Annotated in this window: 26 protein-coding genes; 7 read left to right on the top strand and 19 right to left on the bottom strand. The window is 35.2% G+C overall.

Features of this window, described 5'->3' with window-relative positions:
• Positions 1-83: 83 nt before the first annotated feature.
• Positions 84-734, bottom strand: coding sequence for a PDDEXK family nuclease (locus tag LQ50_RS21535; RefSeq protein ID WP_003322895.1), 651 nt, complete (start codon positions 732-734; stop codon positions 84-86).
• A gap of 292 nt (positions 735-1,026) precedes the next feature.
• Between LQ50_RS21535 and LQ50_RS21530 the strand changes: the two genes are divergently transcribed.
• From LQ50_RS21530 to LQ50_RS26135, 4 genes are all read left to right on the top strand, one after another.
• Positions 1,027-1,275, top strand: coding sequence for a helix-turn-helix domain-containing protein (locus tag LQ50_RS21530; RefSeq protein ID WP_052144908.1), 249 nt, complete (start codon positions 1,027-1,029; stop codon positions 1,273-1,275).
• 260 nt (positions 1,276-1,535) lie between these two features.
• On the top strand, positions 1,536-2,504 hold the full coding sequence (locus tag LQ50_RS21525) for an FRG domain-containing protein (protein WP_052002496.1): 969 nt from the start codon (positions 1,536-1,538) through the stop codon (positions 2,502-2,504).
• The gene (locus tag LQ50_RS24530) at positions 2,489-3,517 is read left to right on the top strand and encodes a hypothetical protein (protein ID WP_052144907.1); all 1,029 of its coding nucleotides are present in this window, start codon (positions 2,489-2,491) and stop codon (positions 3,515-3,517) included. Before LQ50_RS21525 ends, LQ50_RS24530 begins: the two co-directional genes overlap by 16 nt.
• A gap of 986 nt (positions 3,518-4,503) precedes the next feature.
• Positions 4,504-4,968, top strand: coding sequence for a glycine zipper domain-containing protein (locus LQ50_RS26135; protein ID WP_034633438.1), 465 nt, complete (start codon positions 4,504-4,506; stop codon positions 4,966-4,968).
• Between the two features lie 69 nt (positions 4,969-5,037).
• Here the strand turns inward: LQ50_RS26135 and LQ50_RS21515 are convergent, their stop codons facing one another.
• The 7 genes from LQ50_RS21515 to LQ50_RS21485 all read right to left on the bottom strand — a co-directional run bounded on the left by LQ50_RS21515 (position 5,038) and on the right by LQ50_RS21485 (position 10,871).
• A complete protein-coding gene (locus LQ50_RS21515) occupies positions 5,038-5,355 on the bottom strand; it encodes a hypothetical protein (RefSeq protein WP_034633435.1) in 318 nt (105 codons plus the stop codon).
• 153 nt (positions 5,356-5,508) lie between these two features.
• Positions 5,509-6,039: a YhcN/YlaJ family sporulation lipoprotein gene (locus LQ50_RS21510; protein WP_034633434.1), complete on the bottom strand. Its 531-nt coding sequence runs from the start codon at positions 6,037-6,039 to the stop codon at positions 5,509-5,511.
• A 130-nt stretch (positions 6,040-6,169) separates the two neighbouring features.
• The gene (locus tag LQ50_RS21505; protein ID WP_034633440.1) at positions 6,170-6,955 is read right to left on the bottom strand and encodes a cytochrome c oxidase assembly protein; all 786 of its coding nucleotides are present in this window, start codon (positions 6,953-6,955) and stop codon (positions 6,170-6,172) included.
• Positions 6,956-6,983: 28 nt separating this feature from the next.
• The gene (locus LQ50_RS21500) at positions 6,984-7,484 is read right to left on the bottom strand and encodes a DUF2243 domain-containing protein (RefSeq protein ID WP_034633432.1); all 501 of its coding nucleotides are present in this window, start codon (positions 7,482-7,484) and stop codon (positions 6,984-6,986) included.
• 147 nt (positions 7,485-7,631) lie between these two features.
• Positions 7,632-8,213 (bottom strand): thioredoxin family protein, encoded by a 582-nt coding sequence (locus LQ50_RS21495; protein WP_034633429.1) that lies wholly within the window; start codon positions 8,211-8,213, stop codon positions 7,632-7,634.
• A gap of 136 nt (positions 8,214-8,349) precedes the next feature.
• Positions 8,350-9,954 carry an ABC transporter permease gene (locus LQ50_RS21490; RefSeq protein ID WP_034633427.1) on the bottom strand — a complete coding sequence of 535 codons (1,605 nt, stop codon included), beginning with the start codon at positions 9,952-9,954 and terminating at the stop codon, positions 8,350-8,352.
• The gene (locus tag LQ50_RS21485; protein WP_034633426.1) at positions 9,954-10,871 is read right to left on the bottom strand and encodes an ABC transporter ATP-binding protein; all 918 of its coding nucleotides are present in this window, start codon (positions 10,869-10,871) and stop codon (positions 9,954-9,956) included. Before LQ50_RS21485 ends, LQ50_RS21490 begins: the two co-directional genes overlap by 1 nt.
• 178 nt (positions 10,872-11,049) lie before the next feature.
• Here LQ50_RS21485 and LQ50_RS21480 point away from each other — a divergent pair, with 178 nt between their 5' ends.
• Together LQ50_RS21480 and LQ50_RS21475 are read left to right on the top strand one after the other, a co-directional pair.
• Positions 11,050-11,637: a TetR/AcrR family transcriptional regulator gene (locus LQ50_RS21480; protein WP_034633424.1), complete on the top strand. Its 588-nt coding sequence runs from the start codon at positions 11,050-11,052 to the stop codon at positions 11,635-11,637.
• 167 nt (positions 11,638-11,804) lie between these two features.
• Entirely contained in the window at positions 11,805-12,557 is a 753-nt protein-coding gene (locus tag LQ50_RS21475) for a DUF3891 family protein (protein ID WP_034633423.1), read from the top strand.
• 38 nt (positions 12,558-12,595) lie between these two features.
• On the opposite strand, the gene LQ50_RS25070 is transcribed toward LQ50_RS21475, so the two are convergent.
• The 8 genes from LQ50_RS25070 to LQ50_RS21445 all read right to left on the bottom strand — a co-directional run bounded on the left by LQ50_RS25070 (position 12,596) and on the right by LQ50_RS21445 (position 20,667).
• Complete coding sequence (locus tag LQ50_RS25070) at positions 12,596-12,841, bottom strand: cysteine-rich CWC family protein (protein WP_084138986.1); 246 nt, start codon at positions 12,839-12,841, stop codon at positions 12,596-12,598.
• Positions 12,842-12,928: 87 nt separating this feature from the next.
• Positions 12,929-14,650, bottom strand: a complete 1,722-nt coding sequence (gene cysI / locus LQ50_RS21470; RefSeq protein WP_034633421.1) for an assimilatory sulfite reductase (NADPH) hemoprotein subunit — start codon at positions 14,648-14,650, stop codon at positions 12,929-12,931.
• A gap of 26 nt (positions 14,651-14,676) precedes the next feature.
• Positions 14,677-16,512 carry an assimilatory sulfite reductase (NADPH) flavoprotein subunit gene (locus LQ50_RS21465; protein ID WP_034633419.1) on the bottom strand — a complete coding sequence of 612 codons (1,836 nt, stop codon included), beginning with the start codon at positions 16,510-16,512 and terminating at the stop codon, positions 14,677-14,679.
• A 238-nt stretch (positions 16,513-16,750) separates the two neighbouring features.
• The gene (locus LQ50_RS21460; RefSeq protein WP_034633416.1) at positions 16,751-17,350 is read right to left on the bottom strand and encodes a hypothetical protein; all 600 of its coding nucleotides are present in this window, start codon (positions 17,348-17,350) and stop codon (positions 16,751-16,753) included.
• Between the two features lie 180 nt (positions 17,351-17,530).
• A complete protein-coding gene (locus LQ50_RS21455; RefSeq protein WP_034633415.1) occupies positions 17,531-18,160 on the bottom strand; it encodes a hypothetical protein in 630 nt (209 codons plus the stop codon).
• Positions 18,161-18,164: 4 nt separating this feature from the next.
• Positions 18,165-18,914: a gamma-glutamyl-gamma-aminobutyrate hydrolase family protein gene (locus LQ50_RS21450; protein WP_034633414.1), complete on the bottom strand. Its 750-nt coding sequence runs from the start codon at positions 18,912-18,914 to the stop codon at positions 18,165-18,167.
• Between the two features lie 319 nt (positions 18,915-19,233).
• A complete protein-coding gene (locus tag LQ50_RS25595; protein WP_161784713.1) occupies positions 19,234-19,398 on the bottom strand; it encodes a hypothetical protein in 165 nt (54 codons plus the stop codon).
• Between the two features lie 105 nt (positions 19,399-19,503).
• Positions 19,504-20,667 carry an LL-diaminopimelate aminotransferase gene (locus LQ50_RS21445; RefSeq protein ID WP_034633412.1) on the bottom strand — a complete coding sequence of 388 codons (1,164 nt, stop codon included), beginning with the start codon at positions 20,665-20,667 and terminating at the stop codon, positions 19,504-19,506.
• 216 nt (positions 20,668-20,883) lie between these two features.
• Between LQ50_RS21445 and LQ50_RS21440 the strand changes: the two genes are divergently transcribed.
• Positions 20,884-21,876, top strand: coding sequence for an aldo/keto reductase (locus LQ50_RS21440; protein WP_034633410.1), 993 nt, complete (start codon positions 20,884-20,886; stop codon positions 21,874-21,876).
• A gap of 48 nt (positions 21,877-21,924) precedes the next feature.
• Here LQ50_RS21440 and LQ50_RS21435 read toward each other — a convergent pair whose 3' ends face one another.
• The 3 genes from LQ50_RS21435 to LQ50_RS21425 all read right to left on the bottom strand — a co-directional run bounded on the left by LQ50_RS21435 (position 21,925) and on the right by LQ50_RS21425 (position 24,491).
• Positions 21,925-22,230 (bottom strand): MGMT family protein, encoded by a 306-nt coding sequence (locus LQ50_RS21435; RefSeq protein ID WP_034633408.1) that lies wholly within the window; start codon positions 22,228-22,230, stop codon positions 21,925-21,927.
• 118 nt (positions 22,231-22,348) lie between these two features.
• Positions 22,349-23,599 carry an ABC transporter permease gene (locus LQ50_RS21430; protein WP_034633405.1) on the bottom strand — a complete coding sequence of 417 codons (1,251 nt, stop codon included), beginning with the start codon at positions 23,597-23,599 and terminating at the stop codon, positions 22,349-22,351.
• Positions 23,592-24,491 (bottom strand): ABC transporter ATP-binding protein, encoded by a 900-nt coding sequence (locus LQ50_RS21425; RefSeq protein ID WP_034633402.1) that lies wholly within the window; start codon positions 24,489-24,491, stop codon positions 23,592-23,594. The genes LQ50_RS21430 and LQ50_RS21425 overlap by 8 nt, the downstream gene beginning before the upstream one ends.
• Positions 24,492-24,762: the final 271 nt, after the last annotated feature.

Raw genomic sequence — 24,762 nt, 5'->3', positions numbered from 1 at the left:
ATTGATCTTCATCTGATAAACTTTCAATCCGAACGTCTGGCCATTTAGTAAGATCCAGTAGTTCTTTATCAACATTTTCGTTTTCAATTATCCTTCGTTTGGTCATTCAACCACACCTCTGTTTCAAGTGATATTTTTTTTTCGTACATATTCGAAGATATGTCTCCTTTATAAATAAGCCAAAATAAAGCTTCTTTTGTACGAGGTAAAGAGATACTTGCATTCATGTTTTCAATTATTTGTTTTATTGATGTTCTCTTACTTGTCACTTCATGAAGAAGTTTCCTTAAATCTATATCTATTGGTTGCTTTCTATTACATAAAGTCGTAATGATCTGCTTTCTATTAGAAAGAGCAATAGGGTTTTGTCTAATATCTAATTCAGAAATACATATATATTCAAATCCATTTTTTTCGCAATAGAGTTTTTCAAGTGCTCTTAATGGGGAATCTTGTTTACTAGAATATAGAATCTTAACTAAAGTCTTTTTCCCGTCTCTCTTTTTTAGGTACATATCAAATTGTGTTTTTTTCCTTTTACCTTCTAGAACCCCATCTATAATTATGGGCCTTTCGCAAAATTCTGAAATATCTGGATCTGTTTCTACTTGTAGCCAATACTCATACTGTAGATCCCCAAAAAAATCAACTTCCCTCATTAATTTGAGACTGTACCCTACCCAATAATTACTATAAAATTGATCACTTCTTTTTATAGGAATGGGCTTAAACAAATTTTCACCTCTTTTAATTAATCGTAGTTATAATATAGACCTACTAATATGTTTTCCAATTTGCTAGAAAAAAATACTAGTTGAAGTATAAAACTATGAAAACTGTAAATAAATTGATAGTGTGAGGAATATTGAATCAATAATGTTAATTTTAAAAATGTCACTTATTATATACATTAGAAGCCGATGTATAATATCGGTAATGAGGATATTCTACAATGGTTTAGTTACTTTGCACACTGCTTTCAATAAAATGGAAACAATTACATCAATTTTATGAGGAGAAGTAATTATGGAGCACATTGGGGAAAGAATAAAAAAAACAAGACACGCAGCAAAACTAAAGCAAAAGGAATTTGCGCAAACGATTCGTATGTCCCAGGGGTCGTTAAGTGATTTAGAAATTGGAAGAAATAAACCCTCAATTGAAACTTTAGTTGGTATTAGTGAACTATATAATGTAACAATTGACTGGTTAATTAAGGGAACAGGTAATAAAAAAAATGCTTACCAAATGATTCTAAAATTCCATTACAAATAATAATAAGCCGGTTATTGCAGTCACTTTATACTGAGCAAGAAAAATTAAGTAAAGAATTTAACATACCAATGACTTACTTACAGAAATTATTTAATCATGAGATGAATAACCGATTTCTTGGTACTTTAACAGTAAATGAAACAGAATTATTAAATATTTATAGAGATCTTCCTGTTAAAGATCAGAATGAACTTAGAGAATTTGCTAAAATAAAGAAGAATTACTTTTAAAGTGATTTACGCGGAAAAGGAGTGAGCAAGTTGGATCAAGCTATCAGTATAGATGAATTTCAAAAAAAGTTAAAACGTTATGAGGGACACTCACCTATTTTTTATAGGGGCCAATTAAAAAGATTTCCAGATATAAGCTCTAGTATTTCCAGAGATATTGGATATATGTCTAATGAACATAACATATATCAAGAAGCTATTCACCTTAAAAGTGATGAGTTTAAAAAGTATTCAACACCACTTGAGCACTTAGCTAAAATGCAACATTATGAAATTCCTACAAGATTAATTGATGTTACGATAAACCCCTTATATGCATTGTTTTTTGCTGTTGAGGATGTTGAAGATGAAAGCCCTGGCCTTGTTTACATCTTTATTCAACAACCCAAGGAATTGAATAGTAAAGAAATTCAACTTCTAAGTCTACTTGCAACTATAGAAGACTTACAGATTGGTCATATCCAACACCTATATGAGCAAACTTTTCATGAACAAATTGAACACCATGAAATCTTACAAATTGTTAACGGTTCTTATTTTGTGCCTTATACTGCAAAATTACAAGAAGCCAATACCCGTTTATTTAATCAACAAGGAACGTTCGTGATTTGTGGTAATTTAGTATCAGAAGGAGAGATTCAAAAGGATTTATTAACTCTCAATTCTATAAAACCATCCCTTATAATCTCAGTTCCTTATGAGTATAAAGAAACAATTAAGAAAGAATTAGATGCTGCACACAATATTAATAAAGCTACTGTTTATCCGGAACTACCTTCAGTTGCTAAATATTTAAAAGAAAAATATAAAGAAATTAATTTATCATTGGATGGTACCTACAGTATTACGGAGGAACAGGATATTTCTTATCCTGGAGTACGACGGGTTTCAATTAAAATAACATTAACTAAGCTACTAAAAATAAATGAAATCCATAGTGCTGTCAGGTACTTAATTAATGAATATAAAGGCAAATTGATGTGGTGTCAGTTTTCGTAGCAAAAACTGGCGAAGATTATATTTTATATAATTGGATTTTAAGATATATGTGGTGTAATCCTTTAAATGACAACATTCAAATGCAACCTTTAAAGCAAAGAGATAAAGACGGATACAGTTGGGATGAAAGTAACACCTACAGTGTAATGGCTGATTATAATGATAAATATGTATTTGAAAATGATAAGCATCTATTTGTTTATAAGAAAAAACTATATGATGAAGTGCAACCTATTCATAAGGAATTAGTTTTTTATTTTAATGATCATGAATTCCAAGAGCTTTTCGACATTATTAATATATACATATCTAAAATCAATGAAATATATTTTTTAAACGATAGTTTTGGTGTCTCTAGAAATATTGAATTTAAAGCATATTTAAGCAATTTTACTGACTATTTTATAGCCTTAGACAATATTTACTTTTGGGCTAATAAGGAAAACCTTAATGAAAGGCAAAAAGCCTACCATATTAGTAGGTGTTTTGAAGATGCTCATAATAGTAGTGAGGAAATAGTAGACTATATTTCATACTGGCAAGTTAAATTAGCTATTTCAGAGAATGATTACAATTCTATTGACCCTTATACCGTTCCAGAAAGAGCAACTTATAAATTCGAACCAACCATCCCAATAAATCCAGATGGAATTGAAGTGGATTTTAATGTTGAAGTTGAATTAATTGAAGATAGGGCTTTACATATCTTCGGAACAACAAACCTATTTAATCACGCATCTTTGCTAATAAATGTACGAAAACAATCCGGACAACTTTGCGGTTCCAATAAAGCAAGCGTAATGGCTGGACATTTTGATTTTGGTATTTTTAACTTCAAAGGAAATGGTTATGTAGCTGGACTCTATTTTATAGAAATGTCATTATCATTGCCAAGCATTCAACCGAAGCTGTTTCAAAACAAAGCTGGAATTGAGTATGAAAACCTAAAAGGTCCATATGTTGACAGGACCGTTCCTATGGTAAAGTACAGAAAAGAAATTTCCGTTGAGTAATTTATTTTGATCTAATGTATGTTAACACTTTTAACTAGTGCCCAGAAACTCTCTAATATTCTGGGCGTACACTCATCAAAATTTATGATACAGTAGCCTAAATGCAGAAGATAATAAGTTTATTCAGATGATTTGCATCCACACCTTTGACACTTCCATACATCATCGTCTATTTCCTTATGGAGTTCCAGACAGTCACAATTCCAACAGTCAATTTCTTTATAATCAGCCATACCAACTCACCTCCACACATTTAATTAATTGAATATGGAAAAATTAGTAAACCGCTTCTTGGAACAATCAACAACTCACCTAGACTTTTATTTTCAAAATTCGCTCTACAATTACAAAGTTTAGCAAAAACCTTCATTTTAAATAGAAATTATGGACAAAATTATATTTAAATTTAAAAAGCGTCCTAATTAAGATTAATTCCAATTTCCGTTAGCCCCAACCTCCAAAGGAATGTAATTAAATTATACAATAGGAAATTAACTCTAGTTATCATTCCACAATATTCCACATTTGTAGACCAACGTTAAAAAGATAAGTGTTTGTATTATTAGAATATCAAACATTAAGCTTTCCACGTAATTTACTTTTATATTTGTATATAAGTTTGTGTCATTTTCATTTTATGTATATAACTTTGGTTCATAAAAAAAATGAAGCAAAGTTATATACATAAACTAAAAATGCCTTTCTCATAAGTATTTCAAATAATAATAATGTATATTCTTTTGATTCAACGTACATTAGCTTTTATAAATTTATTTACTAACCGATGATCACTGCATATTTTAGGAGTTGACGCTTAAACTCTTATTAAATTGAAGTAATTTATTCACTTTATCACTTTTGCATTTATACTTACCTTCTTTTCCAAACCCTAGTTGCTCTTTTTTACTTATAGCCCTTCACAATTTGTTAACATTAGGTTACGGTTTTAAAGTGAAAAAAACTCAATACATTGAAGGAGAATTCATATGAATAAAGAACAATTAGACGAGTTAATGCATGTAATTGATAACATGAATGAACGGTTAGATAATCCAATCACCAAGAAACTCCAATTAGAAAAAACGGGTCATGCAGCTGAAAAACTATTTATATACGGGAAAGAATGTGAAGATTGTCGCCAGCAATTTACGTTACTTGAGGATCAATTAATGCAGTTAAATAACCAAGGGAACATCATTGAAGAATTGGATATAAATAAACATCGAAAACAGGTAAAAGAAATACTATCTCACCTTGAAAAGAAACACAAGGTTATTTCAGAGGGATATTATTTAAGTATTTGCATGTCCATTGGCTTAGGACCTGGTATGATTTTTGGTTTAACCGTATTCGATAATATTGCTCTAGGTATGTCGTTTGGTTTATGTATAGGAGTAGCTGTTGGTGTTGCTTTAGATGCAAATGCTAAAAAGAAGGGGCTAGTAATCTAAGGATCACTTCCCCCTTCTTCTCCATTTTAGAGATTCTATATGTACCACAGTCATACCATTGACCTTTCTTTACTCTGACCACAGATAGTATTCAATTACCTCTTCCTCATCAGATACAGAAACCCATCCTAATGCAGATAAATCAAATTCGTTTGTCTCTTTTTCGACTTCTAAATACACATCCCACTTGTTATGTTCATCGTTCCTTGCTGCATCAAATACTTTGACATCAGAAATAGCAATATTTAAATCATTTTCATTTATATATTCTTCAGCAAAATCGATAGCAATTGTTTCTGCATGGTCTAATGACAGGTTACCAAACGTACAACCGATAAGTAATATAATTAATAGAGTAATAGAAATACCTAGATTTAACTTTCTCAATTTGTACCTCCCTATATATTAATACATTTAAATCCTACTAATATATAGACGGATTACAGTAATCAAAAGTTTCAAATATTTTCTATTTTCATTTCAAAAAAAGACTATTTATTAAATAGCCTTTTTGGGTGTTTCTACAGTAAATTGTGAAAACTAGCGTGGAAGTTGGAAATCTTGTTGGGTACCTCTAGCTATATCATTAAGAATATCCGTGAAATTTGTGCCTATTTCATCAAATGTTTTACCAGCTCGTAGTTGTTCCTCAAAACGATAAATACGATGAACGATATGATCATCTACTACGACATGAACATGCATATTCTCTACTGAATTCTGGACTTCTTGATGAACTTCATTCCTTACTTCCTCACGGTTCCCCTCTGTTTTCACTCCTATCAGTACATTGTCATCAAACATAATCACTCGAGCATCATCTACACCTTGGATGTCTTCAACTCGGTGCGTTATCTTTTGAGCTTGATGATGATTATGCTGCGGCGTTAATCGATTCTCTGTTTGTGTATTAGATAGGATTTGGTTATTCGAGTTTCTATTCACTTCATTATCATAAGCTTGTCCAAGTCGATTAGTCTGTTCATCTATTGCTTGGTTATTAGGACCGCAGGCAGCTAGAATACTTATAGTCAATACTATGCTTGTTAATATTGCCATTTTATTCTTCACATTAAGACGCCTCCTTTTTTTATTAGTATGGCTTATAAGGAGGTCACTTACTCTGCAACCAATGGAGAAAATGATAAATACGTTAGAAAATCCTTTTTATAAATAAGGCATTGAGTTCTTAACTAATTTGCTAATTATGGATGAATTGTCCAGACTGCGGAACGTTTTGCGGTCTGCTTGATTTATACCATTGTAAGCATAGAATAAAGATAATGATAACGTCTACCGTATCCCCTCCATAGTACATAATCATTCCTCCTATTTCAGCTTGAGAAGTTTCCACCCCCATTGGAGGGTTCGCATAAATATATTTAGATAAAATACCATGAGCTGCCAAGGCAATAATTAATAAAATGGAACGATACACATAGCTCGTTCTATGTGGATTCGGATCAATATAAATCATTGATAGTGTAAAAACATATCCAGCTAAAAAAACATGCGCATGTATCAAAATATGAAGAGCCATCTGTTCGTGCATCGCTTGATATAAATTCGTAGTGTAAAGAATCCATAGTCCTCCGATATTTAGTATAGTTGCAACAACTGGATCCGTAATAATTTGACCAACCCGACTTTTAAGAATTCTCGTAAGCTTTCTAGCAGTTTTCACATTTAAGGTTCGCAGTATGAGAGTCATAGGAGCTGCTAGTACCATAAGTAACGGAGAAATCATACCAAGCAATAAATGACCGATCATATGGGCAGTGAAGTCAACATGTCCTAGTTTAGCTAACGGCCCTGCAACGGCTGAAACAGCACAACTAACTCCAAATACCCAGAATAAAGTTCGGTATTTTGGCCATTGTTTGTACTTTTGATTAGATATGTAGACTGCCATAATATAAAAAACAAGGATCAGCAAAAATGGAATTGCCAATATAAGCTGAGGAATGATCCCTACCATTTGCTCCATATGTGTACTAGGCGTATCATGAATATGATTATGCGTGTTCACTTGAAGTAACTCCTCCTTGTGATTTATTAGACCTTGTCCTCCTAATCAGAATGAATCCGATGATTACCATGATCACGGCTCCTATATTCCATACTAAATCATAAATAATAACATTCTCTACATAACGAATTTGATGTAGACGCATAATCTTGTGTTGAACGATTCCATCATATAATTGAAATACTCCGGCACCGAATAAGACCCCTCCCCACCAACGAGTCATCCAAACAGCGCTTCGTCTACGCAGGTCCGCAAACATAAATAAACCACCAATAGTCGCAAACCAACTAAATGCGTGGAACAATCCATCAGAAATTAAGCCTATATCTGTTGTAGACCTATCGTAAAAATGATGCCACCTAAGCAATTGATGAAATACCATCTCATCAAAAAAGGCAATCAACCCTAGTCCAAATAATATACCTGACCATAGATTACGTTTAGAATAGAAATGCTTATTTGATCTATTGTTTGTTTCTTTTTCCATAGAAACTCCTTTGTTACAATGTTCTTTGTTAAGTAAAAATATATTTAATCAGTTTATCCTGTTATTATGATTTATAATCAATGGAATTCTTTTTTTGCTGTATACAAAAAGAGATACACCTTTACAGATGTACCTCTCCCCTTTTTCCTATACTAAATCACATGCTTCAACCGGCATCCAATGTTCATCCTTGCCATCCCATTTTACGTTACAACCAATCGGATTAGTGACCTGAGTCGTAATTGGTTTTTTAGCTAGATGTTCAGATAAAGCGTTATCTAAATCATTCACAGTCATTTTACTTGTATCCCTTGGTTGATCGACACCTCTACCTGTGTAAATTAACTTACGATTTTCATCAAAGACAAAGAAGTGCGGAGTTCTTAATGCACCATATGATTTAGCGATTTCTTGAGTTTCATCGTGCAAATAAACCCATGGATAGTTCTTTTCTTCCATCCGTTCAACCATATGCTCAAACGAATCATCAGGCTTTGTATTAACACTATTTGAATTAATTCCTACAAAAGTAACACCTTGTTCTTTAAATTTCTCTGCTGTTGCTCTTGTTACTTCATCAGATCCCACTACAAACGGGCAATGATTACATGTAAAGAAAACAACCAATACGTTAGAATTCTCAAAGCTATCTAGTGAATAAACATTCCCGTCAGTCGCTTGTAAAGAGAAACTAGGTGCTTTATCTCCTAACTGCAAAGTAAACGCCATTATGATTCGCCTCCAAAATTAATTTTTACTTACATTAATCCTATGTTCGCTCAATGAACTCAAAACCCTTCTAAATTAGATAATTTTTATATTAAAAACACCAATTGCTATTAAAGCAATTGGTGTTAGAAATTATTTAGCCAGATAAGTCTCTCTTCCGATATCCATTGAAACCAACTATGATGAACCCGATAGCTATACAAGATAACAGGGAAACAATGAAATAATTCATTTCTTCAACTGGCAATTGAGGGATATGACCAAATGGAGAAAGCTTTCCCATCCATTCAGGGAATTGTAACAACCCACCTAAATAAACAACTAAAAATGAATACCCTAAATACAACCACGTAAAGCCCGTTAATTGCGGTTTAAAACCGATAAGAAGTACCGTTATTCCAATCATAATCCAAATCGCAGGCAAATACACCATTGCTGCATTAAACATTGTCACAAACGAAATAGGTTCTTCCATTACTGCGATAGAAGCAGACCATAACCCTAAAACAGCTAATAAAACCATAACAAACCCTAATACTGAGGATAGTAAAAAATAACTCCCCATCACTTTTGATCTAGATACAGCACGTGAAAACAGGTGTTCTGTACGTGCTTTCTTTCCCTCGCTTTTTAGCTTCATCATAAACATTAACGTAGGTATCGTACAAATCATTGTAATCACCGACATTAACATGGTTAAAAATTGTTCTGTAAGCGATAATCCTTCTACTGGAGTCAACATTTGACTGATCATTTCATTATTTTCAAAGAAAGACTCTAAATCGCCGAAAACTGAACCATAAGAAACTCCTAATATAAACATTCCAATCGCCCATGTAATAATACCTGTACGTTGAAGTCTAAATGCTAAACCAAGCGGACTTTGTAACATTGGTGAAGCGTGTTTTTTTCCTGGCTTTGCAGGTAAAAAACCTGAATCTAAGTCACGAATAGTATTTAAATAAACAGCGAGTGCTGTAATAGCAGCAGCAACACCGATGGTTAGAGCTATTGGCCACCAGTAATTGTTAACGTATACTTCTGTACTTAATACCCAACTAAGTGGAGAAATCCATGAAAGTGACTCATTGCTTACGTCACCAATAGCTCGAATAAGATAGCTAACACCAAGTATTGCAAATGAAAAGCCAATGGTTCCTCTTGAGTTTTCAGAGAGCTGAGCGAATAATGCAGTTACTGCGGTGAAAAAGATTCCCGTTGCTCCCAATGCCGCACCATATAGGAGTGAACCTTCAAAACTCATACTTTCAATTTTCAAACTATACAATCCTAGTCCTATTATGATAGCAAGAATTATATTTAAGCTACTTATAACCAACACAGTTGCACCAAGATTTGATAAGCGCCCAACTGGAAGGGATCTAATAAGTTCAATTCGCCCTTCTTCCTCATCTGCTCGTGTATGTCGTGTGACAAGTAGAATACTCATGATTGCAACAACGATTGCAGTAAAAAGCAGCATTTGATGAGCCATCATGGCGCCTTCTGTATAGTTATCCAATCCATAGCCTTGCCCAACCATAGCTATCATGGCGGGGTTTTTCATTGTTTCAGCAATAGCCTGTCTTTCTTGATCCGTTTGATATAAGTTTGTAAAAGATGATGCAGTTACAATAGTAATAAGCGCAAGAGAAAGAATCCAAATTGGCAATCGAATTCGATCCCGTCGAACAATGAAGCGAGCCATTTGTCTTGTTTGATTCGATAGCTGCCCCCTCATTACAACTCACCTGCCATCCCTGAGTGAGAATTTTTTCCTGATCCTTCATAATGACGCATGAATAGATCTTCTAAAGTTGGCGGTGAGCTCTCTAGCTTTTCTAACCCGAATTGACTAACATACGTCATGATTTCGTCTAAATGACGTGCATCGACTTGGAATGAAAGAGCTCGACCCTTTTCTTGAACATCATGAACCCCTGTTACATCGTGCAAATCTAGGATTGGACGTTTTGTTTCGATAAGAAAATTCGTTCTGGTTAAATGACGCATTTCATTTAACGAACCCGTTTCAATTAATTCCCCTTGACGAATAATACCAACTCTATCGCAGAGTCGCTCTACCTCAGATAAGATATGACTTGATAACAGAACACTCTTTCCTGCCATTTTTGCTTCCATCACACAATCTTGGAATACCTTTTCCATTAACGGATCGAGTCCAGAGGTCGGTTCATCAAGTATATATAAATCCGCCTCCGAAGCAAAAGCTGCAATTAGCGCCACTTTTTGTCGATTTCCTTTGGAATAAGTACGACACTTCTTTGATGGGTCTAGATTAAATCGTTCAATAAATTCCTCTCGACGATTTGATTGAGTAACTCCTCGTAATTTCATAAATAAATCTATAACTTCCCCTCCAGTCAGATTCGGCCATAGATTAACATCTCCAGGTACATATGCCAAATGTCGATGGATCGCTACTGCTTCGTTCCACGCATCTTTTCCAAATATTTTCGCTTCGCCTTCAGACGCTTTTAAAATTCCAAGTAAGACTCGAATCGTAGTTGACTTTCCAGCTCCATTAGGACCAATAAATCCAAACACTTCTCCTGGGTTTACCTCTAAATTCACTCCTTTTAATGCTGTGAATTTACCAAATTTCTTTGTTAAGTTCGTTGTTTTTATAACGGTCATCAAAAGTCCCTCCTCAAGATAAAATAAATACTCTCTAATAAAGATATGAAAGTTATGAAATAAATCAACTTATATATTTCATAATATACACAAATCATCTTTCTGACAAGAGGTTATGAACTTTATTATTTGTTTTATTTCATAATATTTATTACAATATATGATAGAGGTGAAGGAAATGGATGGTTTTCAACGACGGAAAGAACAAAAAAAACGGAATATCCTAGAGGCTGCATTAACGTTGTTCATGGAATATGGCATTTCAAAAGTGTCCATTTCAGAAATAGCAAAAGAAGCCAATGTATCTCAAGTAACAATTTATAATTATTTCGAAAGCAAACACCGATTAATACATGAAGTGTTTATTTATTACGTAGATAAGGCATCGAGTAATTTTGAAAAAGTAATTTATAGTGACATCCCTTTCCCAGAGAAAATACAAAAGATTATTTTTAATAAGAAAGAAGTCGCAAACCAAATAAATGAAGAATTTTATCAATATTTAATGAAAGAATATTCAACTGAAGGTAACTATATTGAGAAAATATACGTTCAAAAAGCGGTACCTTATTTTAAGATTTTATTTAAAGAAGGAAAAGAACAAGGATATATTGATCCACATATGTCAGACGAAGCCATTTTATTTTATGTTCAAATGTTAAAAGATTACATACAAAGAGAAGATGTATATCAAAAAGTTCTACCACTCACTGAAGATATTACGAATATCTTCTTTTATGGAATCATCGGAAAACAAGAAAAATAACCATACTATTATGCGCACATAAAAGAAGGTGCGCTTTTGTTTTTCGTTTTGTTCTATTGGAATTAGGGTATAAACATATATAAAAGTGTTCACCTATTAAGATAAAGAGGGATAAACATATTAATGTAGAAGTAAATTAAGAAATGTACAAGAAAGGGGAACCACTTTTGATTGTTCGAGATACTTTAAATAGTTTTGTTTTAGTGAAACAGCATGATCATGCAATCATTTCTGGTCAACTAGCGGAAAATTGGAGCAAAGATTATTTTCAAGGGGAAAACAAAAGAGAAGATGTAATATACAGTGTGTATCAACATGACCGTGGTTGGATTGCTCTAGATCATACACCATTTTGGAATGATTTGTACAAAAAGCCATATTCATTTATCGACTTCCCTCTTGTCCCTAAATTAGTACATTATAAACATGGAATTGATGAAGTGGAAGAAGTTAATGCATATGCAGCTTTGCTTTGCAGTCTCCACTTTTGTGCTTTATTAAGCTCAAATGACAAAGAATATCAATGGTTTATATCTCATGAAGAAGAAAGGCAAAAGAAGTTAAAAAAGCAGCTCAAAATCAATCTGGAAAAAAGACAAGAGTCACTGATTTCTCATCTTCTCTTGCTGCAGTTTTGTGATCACCTGTCATTATATTTATGTATGAATAAACCTGGCTTAAAGAAAAGGTATGAATTCAAAGGTTCTGATCTACTAAATTCAAAAAATATCTCCGCTCAGTGGGTGAATCCACGCCAAGTAGCAATCTCGCCCTTCCCGTTTCAACAAGAATTTGAAATTAAAATCAAATATAAAGAAATTCACAAACATGACATTACAAAAATGGGCCTTGTAAAAGCATATGAAGTAGCAGAATACGATGAGAAACAAGTAAAAATTACAAACCATAAGAGTAGATAAACAATTAATCCCCTGACTAGTTACGTTCAAGGGATTTTTTATTTATTTGTTTCCTTTTTATAATTCTTTTTTAAAAATGAGGATAGACATGCTTTGCATATGCATGCTTTAGATCTAAGTTCTAGAGGCACTAAATCGAAAATTCCATCAGGAAAATATTCATCTATACACCAACATAAGTGATAACCACAATGGTTCTTATTATTACAGATCGGGCATTTCAGTAAATGAGTAGATCCTTCTTTCAAATCACACACCAACCTTTCGTCCCATTTGTAAATCATCTCAATCATACCATATTGAATTCTATAAAAGATTTATGATGAGAGTGCATATAAAAGAGGCAGAAATTACTCCTGCCTCTTTTTAAACTAATTATGAAAGTTTGTCCCATCTGTAGTAGCTTGAATGACACCTGCTCGAATTAAAAAGTCTCCGAAGTGTTCGCCTTCTTCACGCTCTTTCGCATAACGAGGAAGAAGTACCTTTAATTCTTTTAAAATTTCATCTTCACCGATGTTCTCACGATACATCTTACTCAATCGACTGCCATCAAAAGCAGCGCCTAAATACATATTGTACTTGCCAGGAGCCTTTCCAATGAAGCCGATTTCGGCCAATGTTGGACGAGCACAGCTGTTTGGACAGCCTGTCATTCGAATCGTAATTTCTTTATCATTTAAACCGGACTCATCAACGATCGCATCAATCTTATCGATTAATTCTGGCAAGTAGCGCTCTGCTTCTGCCATTGCTAATCCACATGTCGGAAGCGCCACACAGGCTAGTGAGCTACGACGAATTGCAGAATAATGCTTTCCGTCAGTTAACCCGTATTGTTCAATCAGCTCATTAATCTTTTTCTTTTTTTGACTAGACACATTGGCAATAACTAAGTTTTGATTGGCTGTAAGACGGAAATCACCTTTATGAATTTTCGCAATTTCTCGTAAACCCGTCATTAATTTGTAATCATCAAGGTCTGTGATTCGGCCACCTTGAACAAATAATGTAAAATGCCACTTGCCTTTTGAGCCTTTTACCCAACCGTAACGATCACCGTTATGGTCAAAGTGATAAGGTTTTGCTTCTTCTAGTGTCCACCCAAGGCGGTTTTCTAGCTCTTCTTTAACAGTATCAAGCCCAAGGCGATCAACCGTATATTTAAAACGAGCATTTTTTCGTTCAGAGCGGTTTCCATAATCACGTTGAATCATGATGATTTTCTCAGCAACATCGTACACTTGTTCAGGCTTACAGAAGCCAATAACTTTCGCTAATTGTGGATACGTTTCTTTATCACCGTGTGACATTCCCATACCGCCACCAATAGTAACATTAAAACCTATTAATTTGTTGTCTTCTACAATAGCAATGTAGCCAAGATCCTGTGAAAAGATATCAACATCATTAGAAGGTGGTACCGCTACACCAATTTTAAATTTACGCGGTAAATAAAGTGCTCCATACATTGGTTCAACTTCTTCTACATCAGGTGTGCTAGCAACTTTCTCTTCATCTAACCAAAGTTCATGATAAGCTCTTGTGCGAGGTAATAAATCATCACTTAATTGTTTTGACCATTTAAATACTTCCTCGTGAACCTCTGATTGATCAGGGTTCGGGTTACACATCACATTTCGGTTGACGTCACCACAGGCTGCAATGGTATCTAACATTGAAGCATGAATGTCTTGAATCGTTTTCTTCATATTCCATTTCAGTATTCCATGCATTTGAAATGCTTGACGAGTGGTTAACTTTAGCGTTCCGTTTCCATATTTCTGAGCTAGTTCATCCATAACTAACCATTGCTCAGGTGTTGAAACTCCACCTGGAGTACGAACACGTAACATAAATTGATAGGCTGGTTCTAGCTTTTGTTTCTGCCTTTCGTTTCGAAGATCTCGATCATCTTGCAGGTAGCTCCCGTGAAATTTCATTAAACGATTGTCATCATCAGAAATTCCCGAACTGATTCGGTCCAACATTGTCTCTGCAAGTGTACCACGTAAATAATTGCTTTCCTCTTTGATGCGTTCGACATCACTTGGAGGGCCGTCCGGCGCTTTTAGTAATAATTTATTCACCATCTATTATACTCCTTCCAATACCTAGATCAGTATACATCACGCTGATAACGTTTTTGCTGTTGCATGTCAGAAAGGTAACGTTCTGCATCCTCACGACTCATGCCGCCTTCGTTTTCAATAATATCAATTAACGTGTTATGAACGTCGTGGGCCATCTTCTTCTCATCGCCGCAAATATAGAACGCAGCACCTTCTTGAAGCCAGTTGTATAATTCTTTACTGTTTTCTAGCATGCGATGCTGTACGTATACTTTTTCGTCTGTATCACGTGAGAAGGCAACATCCATTTTCGTTAATACTCCGTCTTTTAACCAATTTTGCCATTCTGTTTGATAAAGGAAATCCGTAACAAAATGTTGGTCTCCAAAGAATAACCAAGACTTTACTTCTGCTCCTAGTTCTTCTCGTTCTTGCATAAATGAACGGAACGGGGCAATGCCTGTACCAGGACCTACCATAATGATTGGTGTCTCCGGATTTTCAGGAAGCTTGAAGTTTTGGTTATTCTGAATATAAACAGGAAGTGTATCACCCGGTTGTAATCGATCCGCACATAAGATGGAACATACACCATTCCGTTCACGGCCATGAGCCTCATAGCGAACAGCGCCAATAGTTAAATGCACTTCTTCTTCATTTGCAGTTAAACTGCTAGCAATCGAATAAAGGCGAGCTGGTAGTTTTCTTAAAATTGAGATAAGATCTTGTGCTGAACCATTCCATGGACCAAAATCTGAAATCAAATCAAGCAAATCGCGGCCATTGATATATTCTTTTACTTTCTCAGCATTTGTTAATAAATCAGTTAAGTCTTTGTTCTTGAGAAAAGCAGATGCTTTTTCAAGAAGAGCTTTTGTTAACACGGTAATTTCGAAGTTTATAGTGAGTGCCTCTTTTATTGAACGGCTCTCTCCTTGTTTGTTAATCTGTACCGATTCAGTAGGATTTACATTTAATTCTTTAATAAGATTGTCTACAAGATTTGGATCATTTTCTGGGTAAACCCCAAGACTATCGCCTGGTTCAAATGTTAATCCAGATCCCTCTAAAGACAATTCAAGATGGCGAGTTTCTTTATTCGACCCTCGACCATTCAAGTTAATATTTTCAAGTACTTCTGCTCTGAATGGGTTCGTTCTTGAATATACCGTATCCGTTTCCGGTGCTACAGTTGTGGCTGAGGCAGCTTGAGGGCTTCCTGCTTTTGTTTGACTTAGTCCAGTTAGAACACCTTCAAGCCATTGGGCTGCAGGTTCATCAAAGTCAAGATCACAATCGACACGGTCAAAAAGACGTTTGCCACCTAGTTCTTCTAACTTTAGGTCGAACTCTTTTCCTGTCTGGCAGAAAAATTCATAAGAGCTGTCACCAAGTGATAGAACTGAATAGCGCAGATCCTCTAGTTTAGGGGCTCTTCTGCCATGAAGAAATTCATGAAACGACAATGCATTATCTGGAGGATCTCCTTCCCCATGAGTACTGACGATAATAAGTAAATTATGTAGCTTCTTTAAATTGTTCGGTTTAAAATCATTCATCGATGCAACAGTTACATCAAATCCCTGTTCCTTAAGGGTTTTTCCTGCATTCTCTGCCAGTCCTTGTGCGTTTCCAGTTTGCGACCCATAAAGAATGGTCACTTCCTTGGAAATTGTTTGTTCGACAACGGACACATCTGCTACAGGAGCAGTTGGAGCAACCACGCTCTCGACTGTTGTTCCAGGTGTAGCTGAAACAGATTGAGTTGCCGCTAGATATCCAGTTAGCCAAACTTTCTGAGATTCTGTTAACGTCGGCAGAAGGCGGTTAAGGAGCTCTGCCTGCTCCTGATTAAACGGACTATTCATTACCTGAAGTTGCAACAATACCCACCTCACAAAAATATCTTATACTTTGATAGATCATTTTAGTATGAATGACGATATTCAACAATTTTCACTGTATAAAATGATTAATTTTATCGTATCTGTATAATTCCTATAAGTCAAATTGGAATTTGTTATCTCAATCATTTAAAAAACTAATCATTGAATTGTGAAATCGTATTTATTATTAATTTGCCCTATTTTTGCTGAAGTACTTTAAAACATAAATAAAAGATCAACCTTGGTAGGCTGATCCTTTATCGTCACAGACATAAGCTACATACTGTCTTGCAAAGTTATCTGCTGCTTTTTCGTGAGGAATATTGCGGTATCTTTTTTTCTCTTTATAAGTGTTTCCATCTATCATGTTATCGAGAAACCGCTCATAATGATATTCTCCTCGATCAAAATAGTCAAACAACCGCTCTTTTTTGCTTTGTCCATTTCCGCCGATAAGAGCATGGATATAATGTCCGACTTCATGCAAGAGCACAAATGCTGCATACTCAAAACAGGTTGTACGATTTTTCTTTAAATCGATCATATATTCCTTATTCTGAAAGCACTCTGTCACTGACAGGATGTTAATATAGATGACAGGTTCAAAATCTCCTACATCATCAATAGCTAATTCACCAGGGAAATTAATCGGTTCATCGGTAATGTAACAGGTTAAATCTGTTACCGCTTCTTTGAAGATAGAAGAGTTTACCCACCTAATCGTTTCACATACTCCTTCTAAACCATGATGAGCATGTTTTCGGGAAATCTTAAAATGATTACGTAAATAATCCTCACTTTCATAGAGGAAATTCAGACATTTTTTTACTTTCATTTTGGCACCTCCCAGGAAAGCTTTATTATTCCGCTATCGTTATTGAAAGGAATCTTAGTGATACTTATGATTGAAAATAGGGGGAATGAACATATATTTTAAAGACAACCCAAAAAGGTGTACCCAAAAAAGTCTGTTTTTGAGATACACCCTAATTAGTAAATATATATGAGCAGTTTTCTAGCGAATTAATTTCTCGATTTGGTCTTTGGAGTAGTTTCCAGCAATACCGGGTCTCATGAGTAAATAATTAATAATTTCCTTCTTGCTGATTCCCACATCCTGTTTTAATCCTTCAATGATCATACTAAGATATTCATCAGATGGTTTTGAAAACGGAACGTCTAAATCCCAATCTGCTGTAAACGTAAAAATAGGAATACTTTCTTTTTTTCCTATAAATAATATGGTTCCATACCAAGAGTCTCTTAGCGTCTTATACGTATTTAATTCGACTTGATTAAAGTCAATGTTTAATTCGATACCGTTATTTTCTTGTTTAACTACATCCTTAAATTGGTCTTCTGTAATTAAATACATTCTACTGTATGTTTGGTATTGTGAATCATTGGTTAGACCGATAAATCCGACTCCTTGGTTTTGCCACCGTCTCGAATTTTTAGCAAAATATAATGGATAATTCATAACAAACGTAGCTTCATCTTTAGGGAGAGACTTATCTCTACACCCTACCTCTATTTTTTCCGAGCCCTTTGGTTTTCCTCCCAGTATATAACACAAAAACCTCTCTTTGCTTAAATTCGAACCGTAACTTGCATACCAAACATATTTATTCGCGCTATAATCCACTAAATCACTTCCTGTTATCATTGTTCACAATTCTACATTCGGCAATAAACTCTGTGAAAATTTGTTGCATACTGACATCCTCAGATGCCATTTCTTCTGGATGCCATTGAATTCCTAGTAAAAATGGTTGTCCTTCTACGCTCTCAATGGCCTCTATTACTCCATCAGGTGCTAAAGCAACCTTTTTAATTTTTGGAGCTAATTGGTCAATCGATTGATGATGCATACTATTAACTCGTATAGTCTTTGTGTTCATCATTTTGAATAATCTGCTGCTTTCATCAATTATAACTTCATGTGTTGGCTCCGATCTCTCAGCCCGCTGGGAATGGTTGATTGCATTAGGAATGAATTTCTCTATATCTTGAATAACCGTACCGCCTAATGCAACATTTAACATAGTAATTCCTCTACAAATTCCTAAAATTGGTTTGTTCTGCTTAATCGCCTCTCGTATAATGGCTATTTCTACATTATCTCTCTTTATATTGGTTTCCTTAATTTTAGGGTCAGGGTTTGCAGCATAAGAAAGTGGGGCTACATCTTCACCATTACTTAGAATAATGCCATCGCAAATTGATACCCAATTCTCTGCCAATTCTTCTCTACCTATTGGAATAACTATTGGAGCTCCTCCTCCATTAATGATGGAGCGAACGAACTTTTCATGTAAATTAACACTTCGAATCTGATGATAGGTTACCACTGTACTTGTAATTCCTATGATCGGTTTACTCGAATTTCTCAATTTCATTCTTCTTCTCCTGCTAGTTATATTCATTTGTTCTAGTTTAATCGAATGAGGGTGAAACGATTCGTATGAATGGAATAATTTAACCAGTAAAGGAAGAAAAATCGTACTATATTTCTGGATGTAGATGTCATTCTAAAAACGTCCAATACTGAACCTCACCAATATAATTCGTTATCAAACGTTACTCCCCTGCATTAATCAACCATATTTATCATGCAGCACCTATCGCATTAATAAGACATTGAATGAATCTCTTGATAAATAAGTAAACGTAAAAAGATCCCATATTTAAGTATACGGGATCTTTTTATGTTTACTATTATTTTCTTTCTCTCACTTCTCTGCCTTCAGCTCCAACAGAGATGCCTGAATTTGTTGATGCATTTTGATCTTCAACACCTAACTTGGGCTTCTCTGCACCTGCAAGATAGGGAGTCTTATGCTTTTCTTGAATTTTACTTATTTTATCGTAATCTTGATTCATCAAATGACCTTCCTTCTGTAATTAATCGTTCAGGTCATTAGGATTTATTATTTCCTTTGATTTATACCTTCTTCGTATAAGTGAATAAAATAAGACACTTGATATTTAGAACAATCCACTATCTTTTATTCTAGCTACAGCTAAGCTCAATACGTCTTCTTGTTGGACAAGAGAAATTCGAGTGTACCCTTCACCTTCTGATCCAAAAGCGACTCCAGGAATCGTGACGACTCCCGCTTCATCCATTAATTTATAACTAAATTCGGTCGACCTATATCTTTTAGGGGTCTTTGCCCAAATAAACATAGAAGCACTCGGTCGATCTACGTTCCATCCTAGAGAATGCAATCCATCCACTAGTATGTCACGACGTTGTTTATAAATTTTTCTAAGGTCATCACTAAAGTTATTCGTATTTTCTAGTGCACGGATAGCTGCATATTGAATTGGTAAAAACACACCGAAATCCAAATTCGATTTCAAACGATTTAACCCTTCAATGATCTGTTCATTCCCGACAACATACCCAATTCTACAACCAGCCATATTAAAGCTTTTGGATAGTGAATTAAATTCAATTCCCACCTCTCTAGCTCCAGGAACAGATAGGAAACTTATTGGTTTACGATCGTAATATAACTCAGAATAAGCAAAATCATGAAGGACAATAATATTATATTTTTTTGCAAAAGCAACCACTTGTTCAAAGAATTCCTCTGTTGCCATAACAGGGACTGGATTCCCCGGGAAGTTGATAATCATCATTTTCGCTTTGTGGCAAATCTCTTCAGGAATCGACTCAAAGTCTGGTAAAAATTGATGCTCTTTGTGAACAGGCATTGAGAATGGAACTGCTTCTGCTAATGAAATTCCAGCAGCATAAGCGGTATAACCTGGATTTGGAACGAGAATGATATCTCCTGGGTTTGTAATAACTGACGGGAGATGTACTAGTCCATCTTGTGAGCCCATAACCATTAGTGCTTCCTTTTCCGCTTGAATACCTACCTCATATTGTCTGTAATAATAGCTCGCTACAGCTTCAAGAAACTCCGGTGTACCTGTTAGAGAATATCGGTACAAATTTGGGTCCTTTACTTTTGAAGCTAGCTCTCCCAACACAAAGCTAGGAGGAGGCAGGTCAGGGCTTCCAATACTTAAGTCAATCATTTGATGACCCTCTTGCATTTTTTTATTTTTGTATATGTTTAGCTCATTAAAAATACTTGTCTGAAATGCATTCATCTTATTAGATAAAACAATGTCCATTATTCATTCCTCTCCTCTTTGCGAATTCTATGTAATGAATCATATTATATCAATTATATAAAAAACTGTAAGTCCTATCTAAAGAATCAGAGAAGGAAACTAAGATTCTTATTCTGATTGGGGGATGCTTCTGGTTGAAAGCGAAATTTTTGTAATTATAAGAAAAAGATTGGTACAATAAGACGGTACATAATTTGATTTGGGAGTGGTGAGCACATGGAGTATAAAACGATCGGAAAAAGTGGCTTAGCTGTATCCGAATTATGTTTAGGAACAATGACATTCGGTAAAGCCACATCAGAAGCAGACTCAATTACAATGATTGATCAGTTTTTAGATGACGGAGGAAATTTCATCGATACAGCAGACGTTTATGTCGGTGGTACATCTGAAGAAATCGTTGGGAAAGCAATTAAAGAAAAGCGGCAGGACGTGATACTTGCAACGAAAGTTCGCATGAAAGTAGGAGATCTACCCAATGATGCCGGTTATTCACGTAAACGAATCATGGATGGAATTGAATCGAGCTTAAGACGACTTCAGACAGATTATATAGATTTGTACCAACTTCATGTGTGGGATCATTTAACACCAATTGAGGAAACGCTAAGAACATTAGATGATTTAATAACAGCAGGAAAAGTTCGATATATAGGTTGCTCGAATTTTTTGGCTTGGCAACTAATGAAGTCTTTATCAATCAGTGAGCGAAAAGGATTTGCTAAATTTATCTCCATACAACCTCAGTATAGCTTAGTCAATCGAGAAATGGATCGAGAAGTGATGTCATTGTGCATAGAAGAAGGCATTGGTGTACTGCCATGGGGACCTCTTGGAAGTGGATTTTTGTCGGGAAAATATGAAGGGTTAGAAACCCCAACATTTGGGCGGTTATCGCAAGGTCTCCAAGGGGAGTCAAGTTGGGAAAACAAAGGACTAGAACGTAATTTCCAGATCGTTAATACAGTAAAAGAAATTGCAAACCAAATCGAAAAAACACCAGCTCAAGTTTCGTTAAACTGGTTACTCATGAAAGAAGGTGTTACATCTCCTATTTTTGGCGCACGTACACTAGAACAATATAAAGAAAATATCGGTGCTATAGGTTGGAGGCTTTCAGAAGCGCACTTTAATGAACTAGATGAAGTTAGCGCATTGCCTTCAGAATACCCAACTCGCTTTATCAATAAGTTCCGTAGAGAGCTTTAAGCTTTAAATTTCAAGACCAAAAAGTCAATCTTCTTGGCCTTTTTGGTCTTATTTAGGATGGTATTGAAATTGATTCAAATTGACTTTGTGATCTTTAACTTGGACACCTTCTCCTTCTAAGGAGAGCTTTTGAACCATAAATAATTCGTCATCTTGTATACTAATTTCCCCTTTTGCATTCATGACTCTATGCCATGGAAGGTTGTATTTTTTACTCATCGAATGGAGAATACGAACAACTTGCCTAGCTCCCCTCGGGCTTCCGGCAAGCATAGCAATCTGGCCATAAGTCATAACCTTCCCTTTAGGAATCTGTAATATAATATGTAGTACACGCTCTGTAAATGGTTGCATCTAGTACATTCCTTATTCATCAAATTGATTACTCTAAGATGAAAATAACAAAAAATAAGAACAAGAGCAATGATGATGTGTGTCTCATCAATTGCTCTTGTTCTAGTTAACAGGAGACTTACTTCTTCGTTAAATCAATTGCTTTTTTAATATCTTTAAATGAATTTGATTTTCCATACATTAATACTCCACCACGGTAGATTCTAGCACCGAATGCAGCTAGGATAACGATCGAAACAAGTAAAATGACAATACCCAAAATAGGTTCAAACGGTGGAATGTTTAGCATTCCAACTCGTAGGAACATTACCATCGGTGTAAAAAAAGGAATATAGGATGCAATTGTCACAAACGTAGACTCAGGCATACCTAACCCAAACATGGCAATAAAGAACCCGATCATTACTAAAAATGTCATTGGTAATATCATTTGCTGTACATCTTCAATTCGACTAACGAGTGAGCCTAACAATGCGGCAAGCGTCGCATAAAGAAAATAACCTAGCAAAAAGAAGACTATCGCATAAATGATGATTGCAGCAGAAAGCTCGCCGAATCCAAAAACATCAAAAAATCCACCAACAAGGTCATCTTGGTTTCTCATAATAGATAAATACCCGACTGCTAATAATATGGTTAGCTGCGTTAAACCGACAAATCCAATTCCAATTATTTTTGCAAACATTTGCTTTACAGGGGAAACACTTGAAATCAATATTTCCATTACGCGTGATGATTTCTCCGTCGCAACTTCTGTAGCAATCATGTTTGCATACATGATGACAGAGAAATAAATAAAGAATAGCAGAATATAAACAATTCCTCTTGCCTGATTTAACTCTTCTTCTGATCTTGCTCCTTCAACGATCGCCTCTTGTGTAAAAGAAACAGGTGCGTTTAGAAGTGCTAATTCTTCCATCGATAAACTAAGTTGCGAAGCAGCTATTGTTGATTGAACATGCTGGATTGCAGCATGAACGGTCGATGTAATCGCATTTCCAGAAAGAGAAGTTGATACATATACTGCATCAGGTAGCTGATTTGGTCCGTAAGATAGGATAAGTAGTCCGGCGTAAACCCCTTCTTCTACAAGAGTTTCTACTTCTGATCTAGTATCTGTTGTTAACTCCAAAGTTATATCTTCATTTAGCATTTGTACTTCATCTTCAAGAGCACTAAATAATTGATCCGTTTCATCTATGACAGCAATTTGATCAATTTTATCGTCCCCTTCAAATGCATCTATGATTAGTCCAATATTTGCCATAAGAGCTATTCCTAAAGCTAATATAAACGTTGTAATAATAAAAGATTTTGCTTTTAGCTTTGAAAGATACGCATGTCCAAGCATAAACCAGAAATTACTCATAAGAAGCTCCCACCTTTTCAATAAAAATGTCATGCAAAGAAGGTTCCTCTAATTCAAATTTCCGAACAAAACCTTTAGTAACGACATGTTGAAAAACATCCTCAGCTACTGCTTCTGATTCCACTTGCAAATGGACACCCTCGCTCGTTTTTTTCCACTTCAGTACCCCAGGTAATGATTCTAACATTGATAAGTCAAAGTCAGCGTGTATGGATATATTTTTCTTTCCGAATGATCGCTTAATCTCTCGTAACGAACCATGAACAACCGGGGCTCCATGATGCATAATGCAAAGGTTCTCACATAATTCTTCCACATGCTCCATCCGATGACTTGAAAAGACTATCGTTGTCCCGCTCTCTTTCATTTCTTTAACGGCTTCTTTTAATAATTCAACATTTACTGGATCTAAACCGCTAAATGGTTCATCTAGAATAAGAAGTTTCGGTTTATGAATGACAGCTGCAATAAATTGAATCTTTTGCTGATTCCCTTTTGAAAGTTCTTCTACCTTTTTATTCTTATATTCCGGTACGTTAAAGCGTTCAAGCCAGCTATCTAACTCTGTTAATATCTCTTGCTTTTTCATTCCTCGTAAACGAGCGAGATATATGATTTGATCGCTCACTTTCATCTTTGGATATAAACCACGTTCTTCAGGTAAGTATCCGATCTCTGATGTAGTGGTATAATTAATCTCCTTTCCATCCCAAGTAATGGCTCCGTCTGTTTGGTCTAACAACCCTAATATCATCCGAAATGTTGTTGTTTTACCAGCACCGTTAGCCCCTAAAAATCCAAACATTTCTTTGCTGGGTACTTCTAGGGATAAATCATTCACCGCGGTGAAATTCCCGAATCGCTTCGTCACATTTTTTAGTAATAATGTCATCTTCCCAATCCTTTCCATTTAATAACTATAGCTATTCTACCATTATTGTGAAAAAATCATAGGCTATATTTCTTATTTACGAGCTAATACACGAAAAGTTTCAGATTCTTTTTCTAATATAAGAGGGTGTTAAAAAAGGTCGTGTTTTTGGCCTTTTTTAACACCCTCGAAGCAATGAGCTAAACCGTCGCAATCTTTTAAAGCCTCTTATGAGTGGGTTTCTCATAAGAGGCGAGCGACGAGTGTGCCATTGCAACTACTTAAAAAAGGT

The sequence above is a fragment of the Halalkalibacter okhensis genome (genome assembly GCF_000787375.1).
Lineage (GTDB): Bacteria > Bacillota > Bacilli > Bacillales > Bacillaceae_D > Halalkalibacter > Halalkalibacter okhensis.
Note: the sequence above shows the minus strand (reverse complement) of the source record. Positions and strands in the feature narration are given on the sequence as shown.

What these genes read in the sequence shown, in the direction of transcription:
- LQ50_RS21425 (WP_034633402.1), bottom strand. Translation starts at nt 24,491, where the DNA reads ATGACATTATTACTAAAAAATGTGACGAAGCGATTCGGGAATTTCACC.
- LQ50_RS21500 (WP_034633432.1), bottom strand. Translation starts at nt 7,484, where the DNA reads ATGGAAAAAGAAACAAACAATAGATCAAATAAGCATTTCTATTCTAAA.
- LQ50_RS25070 (WP_084138986.1), bottom strand. Translation starts at nt 12,841, where the DNA reads ATGATTTACAAATGGGACGAAAGGTTGGTGTGTGATTTGAAAGAAGGA.
- LQ50_RS21485 (WP_034633426.1), bottom strand. Translation starts at nt 10,871, where the DNA reads ATGACCGTTATAAAAACAACGAACTTAACAAAGAAATTTGGTAAATTC.
- LQ50_RS21480 (WP_034633424.1), top strand. Translation starts at nt 11,050, where the DNA reads ATGGATGGTTTTCAACGACGGAAAGAACAAAAAAAACGGAATATCCTA.
- LQ50_RS26135 (WP_034633438.1), top strand. Translation starts at nt 4,504, where the DNA reads ATGAATAAAGAACAATTAGACGAGTTAATGCATGTAATTGATAACATG.
- LQ50_RS21440 (WP_034633410.1), top strand. Translation starts at nt 20,884, where the DNA reads ATGGAGTATAAAACGATCGGAAAAAGTGGCTTAGCTGTATCCGAATTA.
- LQ50_RS21530 (WP_052144908.1), top strand. Translation starts at nt 1,027, where the DNA reads ATGGAGCACATTGGGGAAAGAATAAAAAAAACAAGACACGCAGCAAAA.
- LQ50_RS21450 (WP_034633414.1), bottom strand. Translation starts at nt 18,914, where the DNA reads ATGAAATTGAGAAATTCGAGTAAACCGATCATAGGAATTACAAGTACA.
- LQ50_RS21495 (WP_034633429.1), bottom strand. Translation starts at nt 8,213, where the DNA reads ATGGCGTTTACTTTGCAGTTAGGAGATAAAGCACCTAGTTTCTCTTTA.
- LQ50_RS21505 (WP_034633440.1), bottom strand. Translation starts at nt 6,955, where the DNA reads ATGGAGCAAATGGTAGGGATCATTCCTCAGCTTATATTGGCAATTCCA.
- LQ50_RS25595 (WP_161784713.1), bottom strand. Translation starts at nt 19,398, where the DNA reads ATGAATCAAGATTACGATAAAATAAGTAAAATTCAAGAAAAGCATAAG.
- LQ50_RS21445 (WP_034633412.1), bottom strand. Translation starts at nt 20,667, where the DNA reads ATGGACATTGTTTTATCTAATAAGATGAATGCATTTCAGACAAGTATT.
- cysI (WP_034633421.1), bottom strand. Translation starts at nt 14,650, where the DNA reads ATGGTGAATAAATTATTACTAAAAGCGCCGGACGGCCCTCCAAGTGAT.
- LQ50_RS21460 (WP_034633416.1), bottom strand. Translation starts at nt 17,350, where the DNA reads ATGAAAGTAAAAAAATGTCTGAATTTCCTCTATGAAAGTGAGGATTAT.
- LQ50_RS21490 (WP_034633427.1), bottom strand. Translation starts at nt 9,954, where the DNA reads ATGAGGGGGCAGCTATCGAATCAAACAAGACAAATGGCTCGCTTCATT.
- LQ50_RS21435 (WP_034633408.1), bottom strand. Translation starts at nt 22,230, where the DNA reads ATGCAACCATTTACAGAGCGTGTACTACATATTATATTACAGATTCCT.
- LQ50_RS21430 (WP_034633405.1), bottom strand. Translation starts at nt 23,599, where the DNA reads ATGAGTAATTTCTGGTTTATGCTTGGACATGCGTATCTTTCAAAGCTA.